Annotated in this window: 11 protein-coding genes; 7 read left to right on the top strand and 4 right to left on the bottom strand. The window is 35.6% G+C overall.

The genetic code is table 11. The annotated features are described in order from the left end of the window. Window positions 1-219 precede the first annotated feature (219 nt). The 6 genes from xseA (at window position 220) to A3GM_RS0100425 (ending at window position 7,361) form a co-directional block, all read left to right on the top strand. Window positions 220-1,530 carry an exodeoxyribonuclease VII large subunit gene (xseA, locus tag A3GM_RS0100400; protein WP_018361408.1) on the top strand — a complete coding sequence of 437 codons (1,311 nt, stop codon included), beginning with the start codon at window positions 220-222 and terminating at the stop codon, window positions 1,528-1,530. Between the two features lie 3 nt (window positions 1,531-1,533). Further along, entirely contained in the window at window positions 1,534-1,728 is a 195-nt protein-coding gene (gene xseB / locus A3GM_RS0100405; RefSeq protein WP_009227629.1) for an exodeoxyribonuclease VII small subunit, read from the top strand. 169 nt (window positions 1,729-1,897) lie between these two features. Next, entirely contained in the window at window positions 1,898-2,914 is a 1,017-nt protein-coding gene (locus tag A3GM_RS0100410; protein ID WP_018361409.1) for a branched-chain amino acid aminotransferase, read from the top strand. Window positions 2,915-3,031: 117 nt separating this feature from the next. Next, entirely contained in the window at window positions 3,032-3,802 is a 771-nt protein-coding gene (gene trmB / locus A3GM_RS0100415; protein ID WP_018361410.1) for a tRNA (guanosine(46)-N7)-methyltransferase TrmB, read from the top strand. An 82-nt stretch (window positions 3,803-3,884) separates the two neighbouring features. Beyond that, the gene (locus tag A3GM_RS0100420; RefSeq protein ID WP_018361411.1) at window positions 3,885-4,982 is read left to right on the top strand and encodes an Mrp/NBP35 family ATP-binding protein; all 1,098 of its coding nucleotides are present in this window, start codon (window positions 3,885-3,887) and stop codon (window positions 4,980-4,982) included. A 513-nt stretch (window positions 4,983-5,495) separates the two neighbouring features. Beyond that, complete coding sequence (locus A3GM_RS0100425) at window positions 5,496-7,361, top strand: beta-galactosidase (protein ID WP_025829767.1); 1,866 nt, start codon at window positions 5,496-5,498, stop codon at window positions 7,359-7,361. A gap of 230 nt (window positions 7,362-7,591) precedes the next feature. On the opposite strand, the gene A3GM_RS0100430 is transcribed toward A3GM_RS0100425, so the two are convergent. Both A3GM_RS0100430 and A3GM_RS0100435 read right to left on the bottom strand, forming a co-directional pair. Next, entirely contained in the window at window positions 7,592-8,128 is a 537-nt protein-coding gene (locus A3GM_RS0100430; RefSeq protein ID WP_018361413.1) for a hypothetical protein, read from the bottom strand. 446 nt (window positions 8,129-8,574) lie between these two features. Beyond that, window positions 8,575-10,740 (bottom strand): elongation factor G, encoded by a 2,166-nt coding sequence (locus A3GM_RS0100435; protein ID WP_018361414.1) that lies wholly within the window; start codon window positions 10,738-10,740, stop codon window positions 8,575-8,577. Between the two features lie 159 nt (window positions 10,741-10,899). Between A3GM_RS0100435 and hemW the strand changes: the two genes are divergently transcribed. Then, window positions 10,900-12,039, top strand: coding sequence for a radical SAM family heme chaperone HemW (hemW, locus tag A3GM_RS0100440; RefSeq protein WP_018361415.1), 1,140 nt, complete (start codon window positions 10,900-10,902; stop codon window positions 12,037-12,039). Window positions 12,040-12,054: 15 nt separating this feature from the next. Here the strand turns inward: hemW and tsaA are convergent, their stop codons facing one another. Next, complete coding sequence (gene tsaA / locus A3GM_RS0100445; protein ID WP_018361416.1) at window positions 12,055-12,750, bottom strand: tRNA (N6-threonylcarbamoyladenosine(37)-N6)-methyltransferase TrmO; 696 nt, start codon at window positions 12,748-12,750, stop codon at window positions 12,055-12,057. Between the two features lie 157 nt (window positions 12,751-12,907). Beyond that, window positions 12,908-13,594, bottom strand: a complete 687-nt coding sequence (locus A3GM_RS0100450; RefSeq protein ID WP_018361417.1) for a DnaJ domain-containing protein — start codon at window positions 13,592-13,594, stop codon at window positions 12,908-12,910. Window positions 13,595-13,930: the final 336 nt, after the last annotated feature.

Genomic DNA, 13,930 nt, shown 5'->3' on the forward strand with positions numbered 1-13,930 from the left:
TCATTGTTTTCAAAAGCATTGAGTTTAGCTTATAAAAGCATTGATATTGAGATGCAAAAGCATTGTAATTAGAAGGTAAAAACATAGCTTTTACTTTGCATAGAGAATCAAACGAGTTAAAATATGGAACGTAAATACAATTAAATAAATGTAAATATATGTCGTGATTGTTGGGGAAGATAATAAAAGAAAGTAAATTTGTATTACATAAAAGAAATGATGGAAAACAATAATTCACCAACACATTTAAGTCTATATCAACTGAATAATCTTGTTTCAGAAGTGATATCGCTTTCTTTTAACCAAGATTTTTGGGTAGAAGCAGAGATCTCTGAGATAAGAGAAGTGCGTGGACATTGTTATATTGAGTTGATAGAAAAAGACGAAAAGATGAACACTCCCATTGCAAGAGCATCGGCAAAGTGTTGGAGCAACAAGTGGATGTTTATCAAACCACATTTCGAACGGGTTACAAGACAACAACTAAAAGTAGGCATGAAGGTGCTCCTTAAGGTAGAAGCTCAATTTCATGAGGCCTTTGGATTTGCGTGGATTATCAATGATATCGATCCAACTTTCACCTTAGGAAGTATGGCTAAGAAGCGAAAGGATATCATCGACGCCCTAAAAGCACAGGGAGTGTATGATTTGCAGAAAGAACTTTACATGCCTTTGTTTGCAAAACGCATTGCAGTTATATCGAGCGAGGGTGCTGCAGGCTATGGAGATTTTATGCAACACCTTGTTCATAACGAGTATGGTTTTGTATTTGAAGTAACTCTTTTCAATGCAGTTATGCAAGGAGAGGGCATAGAACAAAGCGTTATTTCGGCTTTAAACGCTATAAATGATAAGCTTTCGCAGTTCGATGTTGTTGTAATGATAAGAGGAGGTGGTGGAACTAGCGACTTAAGTGGATTCGATTCGCTTGCATTAGCTGAGAATATTGCTAACTTTCCCATTCCTGTTATAACTGGAATAGGGCACGATAGAGACGAGAGCGTGCTCGATTTGATTTCTTTTGAGCAAGTGAAAACACCAACTGCTGCGGCCGATTACTTTATAAATCACGCTCTTCGAGTGTATAGTAGAATAGATACACTACAGCAGTATGTGGTGACTTATGCTCAAAACAGAATAGAATTAGAACGCAACAAGTTGCAACGCTTGGCAGAAAAGGTTCCTATTGTGTTTTCGGTTGTAAAGACAAAGCAAGAAGGATATATACAACAACTGCTACAACGACTTGCAATTGGAATGCAATCTGCCATCAGTCATCAACAAAGAACAGTAGAGATGCTGGCTCAACGATTGAATAATGCGCCCAAATATATTTTGAATAGTGAGCAACATCGCCTAACTCTTTTAAATGAAAAAATAAAAAGTTTAGACCCACAGCGCATTCTTGAGCGAGGATATTCAATCACTCTGCATAATGGAAAGAGTGTTCTACATGCAAAAGAGCTTAAAAAAGGCGACGAGATAAAGACACAATTCAAAGATGGTATCATAACATCTATTATAAAATAAGATATGGCAAAAGAGATAAAATACGAAGAGGCATTGAGTCAACTCGAAGATATTGTTAGTAAAATGGAAAACGAAGAGCTTGATATTGATGAACTTACAACAGAGTTAAAGCAAGCTCAAAAGTTGGTAAAGCTATGTAAAGACAAGCTAACCAAAACCGATAAAGAGATAAAAACAATATTGAAAGAGAACAAATAAAATTGTTCTTAATGGCCACTTAATGGCCTATTTAAAGGTAAAAAGAAGGTGTCTGCAATACGACACGATTGAAAGCTTAATGCATTAAAACTATATAAAGAGTTGTGTATAACCGCTATTCTTTGTACTTTTGTGCATTAATCAGAAAGAATAAACAGTAAAATAGATTATGAAAGAATTAGATTGGGCTAATCTTTCCTTTGGATATATGCCCACAGATTATAATGTTCGCTGCTATTATCGTAATGGTTCATGGGGCGAAGTAGAAGTTTGTAGCGACGAATATCTAAAGATGCATATGGCAGCAACATGTCTTCATTATGGTCAAGAGGCTTTCGAAGGATTGAAAGCGTATAGAGGTGCCGATGGGAAAGTGCGTGTGTTTAGAATGAAAGACAATGCCGAACGCTTACAAAGAACATGTAGAGGAATATTAATGCCAGAGTTTCCTGTAGAGAAATTCGAAGAAATGGTGAAGAAAGTCGTTCGTCTTAATCAAGAATATATCCCTACTTATGAAAGTGGAGCAACGCTTTACATTCGTCCTTTGCTAATAGGTACCGGCCCACAAGTAGGAGTTCGTCCTGCAACAGAATATGCTTTCATTATCTTTGTCACTCCCGTTGGACCTTATTTCAAAGGTGGTTTCCACTCAAATCCTTATATCATCATGCGTGAATTTGATAGAAGTGCCCCATTAGGAACAGGTACTTATAAGGTAGGAGGAAACTATGCGGCAAGCTTAAAGGCTAATTCTATTGCTCATGAACGTGGCTATGCAAGCGAATTTTACCTCGATGCAAAAGAAAAGAAATACATAGATGAGTGCGGAGCAGCCAACTTCTTTGGTATAAGAAATAACACTTACATCACTCCTAAGTCTACTTCTATCTTGCCAAGTATCACTAATAAGAGCTTAATGCAATTGGCTGAAGACCTCGGAATGACTGTAGAACAACGCCCAGTAGGTGAAGAAGAGCTCTCAACTTTTGAAGAAGCGGGAGCTTGTGGCACTGCAGCTGTAATTAGTCCGATATCATATATCGATGATAGTGAGACTGGAAAGCGATACAGCTTTGGTGATACTCCAGGCCCATGGTCTACAAAATTATATAACAAACTACGTGGGATACAATACGGAACCGAGCCAGATGTGCACGGTTGGACCACAGTTGTTATAGAATAAAGACTGAATTTGAAAATAAAATAGATAACAACAAGAATGTAATTAAAATGTAACCCACTTTTAACTACATTCTTTGTTTTGTTTAATTCTTATACAACAACACAGAAATACTCACAGATGGGCAAAGGAAAATTAGCCAAATTTGCAGAGATGGAAACCTTCTCTAATGTCTTTCAATATCCCTTTTCAGTGATAGATAATGTTCCATTTGAACAAAAAGGACGATGGAGAGAAGACTATTTTCACAACGATAACCCTATAGTTCTTGAGCTTGGATGCGGAAGAGGCGAATATACTGTAGAGCTTGCAAAGCTCTTTCCAGACAAGAACTTTATAGGGATAGATATTAAAGGAGCACGAATGTGGGCTGGAGCAAAGCTTGCTTTACAAGAAAACTTGAGCAATGTAGCTTTCTTAAGAACCAATATTGAGTTCATAGACCGCTTCTTTGATAAAGATGAAGTGCAAGAAATATGGCTCACTTTCAGTGATCCACAGATGAAAAATGTAAGAAAACGTCTTACAGGAACAGCCTTTATGGATCGTTATAAGTGTTTTTTAGTAGATAACGGAATCATTCATTTAAAGACAGATTCAAACTTCTTGTTCACTTACACACAAGCAATGGTGAAGCATAATCAATTGCCTGTGAAGATAGAAACAACCGACTTGTATCACGATAGTAATATAGATGATAGCACAAAGCAACTTTTGTCTATTCAAACTTACTATGAAAAAATGTGGTTAGAGCGTGGTTTAAACATTAAATATATGCGTTTTTTGTTGCCACAAGAAGGCGAATTAACTGAGCCTGATGTTGAGATTCCACTTGATGAGTATAGAAGTTATCATCGTTCAAAGCGTAGTGAACTTGAAACTAGTAAGTAAATATAAAATATTATGAATATCAGTAGAATATAACTTTTGATGAGATGTATCCTATAAGTAATAATAACATAAGTAGATTGATATGACATTATATCCAAATTTGATAAGAGAGGTCTTGCAAACCGTTATTTATGCAGGAACAAAAAAGAATCTTATAGAGAGCGAAATGGTTGGAGAAGATATCGTGATCGATGGCAACAAGGTGACTTTCACTTTGATTTTCCCTCGTGAAACCGACCCTTTCCTCAAGTCAACCCTAAAGGCTACTGAGGCAGCCATTCACTATTCAATAAGCAAAGAGGTTGAGGTGAACATCTTAACCGAATTTAAATCGGCTCCAAGACCAACAGTTGACAAGCTACTTCCACAAGTAAAGAATATCATTGCCGTAAGTTCTGGCAAAGGAGGAGTGGGTAAAAGCACCGTATCTGTTAACCTTGCGATAGCTTTAGCCATGCTAGGTTATAAGGTAGGGCTATTAGATACCGACATATTTGGTCCATCAATTCCTAAGATGTTCGATGTTGAAGGAGAGCGACCATACGGAGTTCACAAGGACGGAAGAGATCTTGTTGAGCCTATTGAGAAGTATGGTGTGAAACTATTGAGTATTGGTTTCTTTGTAGATCCTAACACTGCAACCGTGTGGCGTGGTGGAATGGCAACACAAGCATTGAAACAATTGATTGCAGATGCAGATTGGGGAGAACTTGACTACTTTATTCTCGACACCCCACCAGGTACAAGTGACATTCACTTAACATTGCTTCAAACCCTTGCTATCACTGGAGCTGTGATTGTAAGTACACCTCAAAGTGTTGCACTTGCAGATGCAAGAAAGGGTATTGACATGTATATGAACGAGAAAATAAATGTTCCTATCCTTGGAATGGTAGAGAATATGGCATGGTTTACACCTGCAGAATTACCCGAAAACAAATACTATATCTTTGGAAAAGATGGTTGTAAAGAGCTTGCAAAGGAAAAAGGTTTCCCCTTGTTAGCACAAATTCCCCTTGTACAAAGCATTAGAGAGAATGGTGATAAGGGAACTCCTGCGGCTTTACATACCGACACAATGACAGGACAAGCATTCATTAATCTTGCTCAAGCCGTTGTTACTATGACCAATAAGCGTAATAAAGAACACGCTCCAACAAAGATTGTAAAGGTAGATTAATTTATAAAATATGCCCAATAAGACTGTTTCTTATTGGGCTTTTTGTTTCTCTTGCTTTCTGATACTCTTGCCCTTTGTTTTCAAGAGTAATGTGTTAGATTTAGTGTCTCCATTCCTATATATACTAAAAGCAATGCAATTATGTGATAAAAGCACTGCTATTGTAAGCTAAAGTCAATGCTTTTATAGGGTAATTATATTGTTATTTAAAAAGATAAAGAGTCTATGAATAAGCGGAACGATTTGAAACTCTTCTTATTCTGTTTGTGGTTGGAGTAGAATAGGGTAGGTGCTTGCTGGTTATTGCATTGCTTAAATGTGAAAAATAAATACAATTTAGTGCATTATTTAATAAATTTCAACCTAATATGTAGTGTGTAATTTTGGCTGTTACATATTTTTTTGAGAACTTTGTGGCACACCATAACAAACAATTGATGAATGACTTTTGATGGCCCTTGTGCTGTTTGGTATGGTAGAATGAGCAATTTAACTAAAAACAAAATAAACAAAATGAACTATTTGAAATTATTGTTAGTAGCAACACTACTATCATTTACTTCGGCTCATGCAAAAGATGTAAAAGTAAAGCATACTTTTGCTATTGAAAATGGTAATTTCTTGTATGATGGCAAAGTCATTCAACTGCATTCGGGAGAGATGCATTATGCCCGAGTTCCAGCTCCTTATTGGCGTCATCGTTTTAAAATGATGAAGGCAATGGGTTTAAATGCAGTTGCAACTTATGTGTTTTGGAATTATCATGAGGTAGCTCCTGGAGTGTGGGATTGGAAGACTGGCAACAAGAATTTGCGTGCTTTTATTCAACAAGCAGCTGAAGAAGGATTGTTAGTTATCTTGCGTCCAGGTCCTTATTGCTGTGCAGAATGGGACTTTGGAGGCTATCCTTGGTGGCTACAAAACGATAAAAACATGGTGATTCGCTCTGACAATAAGGCGTTTTTAGATGCTTGCTCGCTTTATCTTAAGCAGCTAACAGACCAAGTGAGAGACCTACAAATAACTAAAGGAGGTCCAATTATTATGGTACAAGCAGAGAATGAGTTTGGTTCTTATGTATCTCAACGTAAGGATATTCCATTGGAAAAACATCGTAGTTACAACGAAAAAATCAAAGAACAACTTCTTGCTTATGGTATAGATGTTCCTCTTTTCACATCTGATGGTAGCTGGTTATTCAAAGGAGGAAGCATCAAAGGAGTACTACCTACAGCGAATGGAGAGAATAGTATCGAAAAACTTAAGAAGGCTGTAAATGAATATAATAACGGAAAAGGTCCTTACATGGTGGCTGAATTCTATCCTGGTTGGTTGAGTCATTGGGCTGAACCATTCCCAAGTGTAACTACTGAATCTGTTGTTAAGCAAACGAAAACATACTTAGATGCAGGTGTTAGCTTTAACTTTTACATGGTTCATGGTGGAACAAACTTTGGTTTTACATCAGGAGCAAACTATGGTAATGAAACAGATATTCAACCTGACTTAACAAGTTATGATTATGATGCGCCAATTAGTGAAGCTGGTTGGGCTACAGATAAGTATAAAGCAATTCGTGAGTTGATGCAGAAGAGTGTTAAATATGCTATTCCAGCTATTCCTGAAAGAATTCCAGTGATTGCTCTTCCTAAAATATCTCTTACAAAAACTTACGACTTGTTCACCATGATAAAAGACGATAAGTTTGTTGAAAGCGATACTCTTCTTTCTTTTGAAGATTTAAATCAAGGAAGTGGATATGTGCTTTATCGTCGTCATTTCAATCAACCAATAGAAGGAAAGATGCTCGTTAAGGGTATTGCAGACTATGCTTTGGTTTATGTGAATGGTGAGAAAGTAGGCGAGTTGAATAGAGTGTTCGATAAAGATAGCTTGGAAATCAATATTCCTTTCAATAGTACTCTCGATATTTTGGTTGAAAATATGGGACGAATTAACTATGGTGCACGCATCACTCAAAATAGAAAAGGTATCTTAGGTTCTGTAACTATTGATGGAAATGATATCACTGGAGATTGGAAGATGTATAAAATTCCTTTCGATAATGTACCTAACTTAGCTTCTAAAAAAGAAGGATATGGAAAGGGCTTACCTGTTGTTTACTCTGGACAATTTAATGTTGACAAGGTTGGTGACACTTTCTTGGATATGAGAGAGTGGGGTAAAGGTATTGTGTTTGTGAATGGAATTAACTTAGGAAGATATTGGAAAGTGGGCCCACAGCACACATTATATCTACCAGGTTGTTTCTTGAAAAAAGGCAATAACGACATTGTTATCTTTGAACAACAAAATGATTCTCGTAAAACAGAATTACAAGGTATTACAGAACCTATCTTAAGAGAGTTGAGAAAGTAATAAAATGAAAAGACTATTGAACTTCCGTCGTTATAGTACTATTATCCTTTAGGGTATAAATGAATGTAGAGTCGTTCTCTAATTGATAATGTTTGATTATTAAAGTTCAATAGTTTTAAAACTCAAATAAAATAAAAGCAACCACCTTTTAAAGATATTTCTTGGGGTGGTTGCTTATTTTTATATTGTTATTTCAATATTCTTCTCGATTGAGAAGGAGTGAAATTGAATTAGATACCTAATTTCTTTGCTGCATTTTGAACAGACTCTTCTGCTTTCTTAGCTGCATCTGAAGCTTTGTCTTTTGCGTTGTCTACGCCTTCTTTAACGTTAGATTGAATTTCTTCTGCACCTGCTTTAACGTCTGATTTTGTATCTAATGAAAAGCCTTTAACTTGGTCTACTAATGTAGAAAGAGTCTCGTTGTCTTTTGCAGACTCTTTAATCTTATCACCGTTTGCATCAACAAACTCCTTAACTTTCTTAGCATATTCCTTTGCTTCTTCAACTTTTCCGCTCTTAAGAAGTTCTTGATACTTATCTTGTAGAGAAGAAAGAGTATTTTGAAGTCCTTGAATATCTTTATTCTTTAATTGCTCTTGCAATGTGTTTGCTAAAGAACTAAGTTCAGAAACTGAATCGTTTGCTTCGCCTAGAGTTACTTCTGTTAATGAATCTGTAGCATTTTCTGCTTTGTTTGTTTTGTTTCCACAGCTTGATAAGCATAAAGCACCTACTGCAAGTGCTGAGATAAATAACTTTTTCATATTCTTTTAATTTTAAATTAATTACTTCTTCTATGAAGATAGTTTTAGTTTGAATTTATTGTTGTATTGATTTTTCATTCTCTTTCTATCATATATATAAATAGGTAAGAATGATTTTTAATGTTTAATATTGATTTTAATGTTGTAAAAATAAATCTCCTTATATCTAAAATATAAATTAGCAATGTTTTAATATACAATGATTAAAAGTATTAAAAGACCGTTCCTCGATTGTATTTATTTCTTTTCTGTCGTTTATTTCTATGCTAATTTGGAGTTATCCTTTAATTTCTTTCTCTTTAAAAATAATACACTTCTACTTCGTTGCAAATATACTTATTATTTATTTTCTATGCAAAATTTTTACGAATTAATAGAGTTTTAGTGCTACTTTTGTTGAAATAAAAGAGATGTGCAGCAATTTTCTGCTGCACGTCTCTTGGCTTTTATACATTATCTGTATCCTCTTGTTCTTTTGAATGCTTTTCAATTAGCTTGCTTTGAATATCATTTGGAACTAATTCATAGCTAGAGAATTTGGTTGTAAACGATGCTCTTCCGCCAGTAATAGAACTTAATGCAATTGAATAGTCACTCAATTCTTTTAATGGAATCCTTGCTTGTAGCTTCTGATATCCAGCCTCTGAGTCCATACCCATAATCATTGCACGACGTCCTTGTAGGTCACTCATCACGTCACCCATAAACTCTGAGGGTACATAAACTTCCAAGTTGTAAATGGGTTCGAGGATTTTGGGACCTGCATTTTTAAAGGCATCAGAGAACGCATGACGTGCTGCAAGCATGAAAGACAATTCATTTGAATCAACAGGGTGCATCTTTCCGTCGTACACAACCACACGAACATCTCGTGCATAGCTACCTGTTAATGGACCATGTTCCATGCAATCCATAATTCCTTTCAATATAGCTGGCATGAAACGACTATCAATTGCGCCTCCAACAACACTGTTAATGAATAGCAATTTTCCGCCCCATTCTAAGCTAATTTCTTCACGACCTTTGATGTTAACTTTGAACTCTTGGCCGTTAAACTTATATGAAGTAGGGTCTGGCATGCCTTCTGCATAAGGCTCAATGATAAGATGTACCTCTCCAAATTGGCCTGCTCCACCAGATTGTTTCTTATGTCTATATTCTGCAAAGGCAGTCTTTGTGATTGTTTCTCTATAAGGAATGCGTGGCTCTCCATAGATAACTTCGATCTTTTCATTATTTTCTAGCCGCCATTTTAAGGTGCGAAGATGGAACTCTCCTTGTCCATGTATGATGATTTGTCTAAGCTCTTTACTTTGATCTACAACCCAAGTTGGGTCTTCTTGACGCATCTTTGTAATCGCAGCCATGAGCTTTTCGGTGTCTTGACTCTTCGCTGCTTTGATTGATCTAGAGTATTTTGAGTTGGGATATTTAATGAAGTCGAATCGTTGGTCTAAATCTTTTTCATTTAGAGTATTGCCAGTTTTGACGTCTTTTAGTTTGACGGTACAACCTATATCACCTGCATTTAATTGGTCAACAGGAATTCTATTGGCACCTGCACACACGTATAATTGACCAATTCTTTCTTTAGAACCTCTATCAGAATTGGTTAAATCGTCTCCAACTTTGATAGAGCCACTCATCACTTTAAAGTAAGAAACTTCACCAATATGAGGCTCCATACCCGTCTTAAAGAAGTATATTGATTTTGGATGGTCTACATCTTGGTATACTTCTTCACCTCTAGTGTTATGTATTTTAGGCATATCACTAACAAAAGGAACGACGTTCCCGAGGAACTCCATCAATCTTCTTACACACATATCCTTCTCTGCAGAAACGCAGAAAATAGGGAACATAGCTCTGTTTATCAATCCTTTTCGGATACCATGGCGTAACTCATCTTCTGTAAGAGTTTCGGTTTCGAAGAATTTTTCCATAAGAGTTTCATCGTTTTCAGCAGCTGCTTCAACTAATATTTTATGTAACTCTAAGGCTTTATCCATTTCTTCTGCAGGTATATCTTCAATGGTTGGAACTCCTCCTTCGGGCTGCCATTTGAACATTTTCATAAGTAAAACGTCGATGACGGCATTGAATTGGCTTCCCGTTTGTAAAGGATATTGAATCTGAACGCATTTACTTCCATATACGTCTTTCATGCTATTGATGATAGAATCGAAGTCGCATTTATCAGAATCAAGTTGGTTAATTAAGAAGATAACAGGTTTTTTGAGTTTTTCAGTGTATCTGAATACGTTTTGAGTACCTACCTCTGGACCATATTGACCATTGATTAAAAGAAGTGCTTGGTCTGTAACATTGAGTGCAGTGATGGTTCCTCCGATGAAATCATCAGCGCCTGGGCAGTCTATTATGTTTAGTTTTTTGTTGTTCCATTCAACATGAAAGACTGTAGGAAATACAGAATAACCATATTCATGTTCAACTGGGAAGTAGTCACTAACAGTACTTCGAGCTTCAATCGTACCTCTTCTCTTAATTAGTCCTGCTTCATATAACATACTTTCGGCAAGAGTTGTCTTGCCACTTCCCGAACTGCCAATAAGCGCAATGTTCTTAATTTCTTCAGTTTTATATACCTTCATAATTATTAGGTTTAAAGTGTTAGTACGTAAGTTGTCAAAAGATGGAATATAATTCCTTATTAGTGTCACTAAGATACTTGTTTTTCTTTAAATAACAATGATATTCATTTAAAAAGTATTTGATATTTAAAATATATTAGTACTTTTGCCATTAATATTATGGCAGGATTATATTTACATGTTCCTTTTTGCTCTTCGAAATGTTCTTATTGTGCATTTTATAGCGTAACAAACAACCAATTAAAGCAAGATTATATTGAAGCTGTTTGTAAAGAGTTGTATTTACGCAAGCATTTCTTTCAAGATATTCATTTAAAAAATAATCAGTTTGCCCCTGTTGTCAATACCGTTTATTTTGGAGGAGGCACTCCAAGCTGTTTAGATGAAAGCGATTTTGAAAAGATCTTCAATACCATTTATGATTGCTTTGGCAGTTCTTTCGAAGAAGTTACAATCGAATGTAATCCCGATGACATCACACTTCCCTATGCAAAGATATTGAAGAAATATGCCAATAGAATAAGTTTAGGTATTCAAACCTTTAATAACGATCAGTTGAAGCTCATCAATCGCCGACATAATGCCGAAGAAGCGATTAAAGCAGTCAATATTATTAAAGAGGTGGGAATATCTAATATCAGTATAGATCTTATCTTTGGATTTCCTAAAGAGACGTTAGCTGATTGGCTCTTTGATATTAACCAAGCCATAAAATTAGATGTTCAGCACGTTTCGGCTTATAGTTTAATGTTTGAAGAAGGCACAAAGCTCTATCATCTTCTACAGAAAGAGAAGATCGAACAGGTGTCAGAAGAGTTGAGTGTAGAGATGTATGATGTTTTGATAGATAAGCTTTCAGAGGCAGGTTTAGTTCAATATGAGATTAGTAACTTTGCAAAACCTGGTTTTGAATCACGCCATAATAGTAGCTATTGGAACGAAACTCCTTATTTAGGAGTAGGGCCTTCGGCTCATTCTTATAATCTATCCACTCGCAGTTGGAATGTGTCTAATGTTTCTCAGTATGTCAAAAGCATTTCTAAAGATATTCTTCCCCTTGAAGAAGAACAAATAGATGAGATAACAAGATATAACGATTTGATTACAACAGCTTTAAGAACGAAAGAAGGAATACACCTAAATACTTTGCAAGAAGATTATGCTCAATATCTATTAGAGCAGAGTTCTGAGTTTATAAAAGAAGGGACGATGATCAAAACAAGTGATAATCGACTCGCTTTAACACGCAAAGGCTATTATATTAGCGATGCTATTATGGCAGAACTCATCAAAGTTTAAATATTCAATAAAAGCCTATTTTAATTTTGTTGACTCAATCTTTGTAACCAATAACATTTTGTCTTGTACGCAGAAGGTGATAGCATGCTTTTGAAAATCAAAGCAATAATCTTTCTGATTGTCTTTATGATAGTGTGGACGAGGGTCTAATTGCAAGATAGATGTAAGACTATCGAAATCTATTTCTTTATGATTTTCTTTTAAACCATCTGCATATTCCACATTAATATATTGGATTGGATTGGTATCAACAAATCCACTTCGAGCCTCAGGGTGCGAGTCTGCATACTTTATATAAGGCTTTATGTCGTAAATAGGAGTGTTATTGATAAGGTCTGCACCAAGTACTTCAATGGTAAGAAGTCCTTTTTCATTGATACATATCTTACTTATTTTGACAGAAGAGAGTCCCAATCCATTAGGACGGAAAGGCGAACGAGTTGCAAAAACGCCCATTCTTACATTACCACCCAATAGCGGTGGACGAACAGTTGTGCCATGGAACTCTTCTTTGTTGGCAGAAAATCCCCATATCATCCATAGGTAGTCGAATTCTTCTAAACCTTTAATAATTTCCATATTGCTATATTCTTTCTCAAAAACAATCGTTCCTTGCAAAGTATCAACAAGGCCACTTTGCTTTGGAGCACCAAATTTTTCCTCTAAAGGAGAGTAGAAGTGTGCAATAGGTTTAATTATTTTATTTTCCATTTCTCTGTTGTTTTATAAACGACTTTGCAATTTGTATCTCCTATATATAAATAGGTGAAAGTGCAAATATGTTCCATTTTTTATAGAATAATCTGCTCGTTGCTGGTTGAATGATATAAAAATAGGAGAGAGCTGCATATTTGCAACTCTCCAATATTTAAGCGTCTCTCATTTGTTTTAAGAGCTCTTTTTGTTTGTCCGATAAGTCTGTAGGTAACGAAACATGATAAGTAAGAATCAAATCTCCTTTTGTTCCATTTCCTAAGTCTTTTCCTTTACCTTTTAATCTAACCTTAGTACCATCTGTTGTATAAGGTTTTACCTTTAGTTTAATTTTACTTCCGTCTGAGATTTGAGCAATAATTTCTCCACCAAGAAGCGCAGTATACATATCAATACTGATGGTTGCACTTGTATCATTGCTTCTTTTTGTTCTTTGTTTGCTGGTGTAGCCAGATTTAGATCCAGCTCCAAACATACTTTCAAAGAAGCTAGAGAAACCGCTACCATTATTAGAAAAGCTGTTAAAGTCGAAGCCTTCAAAGCCTCCAAAGTCTGCTCCTGTACCATATTGTTGGTTATAAGCTTCTCCATTTGCCTGGTTGTTAAAAGCGTCCATATCCTTCCAACGCTCTCCATATTGGTCGTATTTTTGGCGTTTTACAGGGTCTCCAATGACATCATAAGCCTCAGTTAGTGCCTGAAACTTTGCTTTTGCCTTTGGATCATTAGGATGTAGGTCAGGATGAAACTGCTTTGTGCGCTTTCTAAATGCAGCTTTTACCTCGTCTTGTGGTATGTCTTTTTTCACACCAAGTATTTTATAATAGTCTATAAATGCCATAATTCTTATTATTAATTTACGATATTCATATCATCAAAAAGCATACCAAATACCACTATATAGAGGAATAACGTTCTATTTTTAGATATTTTTTCATATCCTCGTTTATTAAATATGGATAAATATGTAAGAAATAAAGCGAAAATATACAACGAATAAACGCTCTTTTAACAAAATATTGAAGAAGTATATATATGGCTTTAAATAGTGTTTCTTTATTGCTCCTATGCCAATTTTGGATGCTTTGATATGAAAAGTAAGTTTGATATGTAGTAAATGTATTGTAAATAGGGGTTACAAGAGATATTATGCTATCTTAGAGTGATTTATAAAGGT

Origin of the sequence: Hoylesella nanceiensis DSM 19126 = JCM 15639, from assembly GCF_000379965.1 — a bacterium.
GTDB lineage: Bacteria > Bacteroidota > Bacteroidia > Bacteroidales > Bacteroidaceae > Prevotella > Prevotella nanceiensis.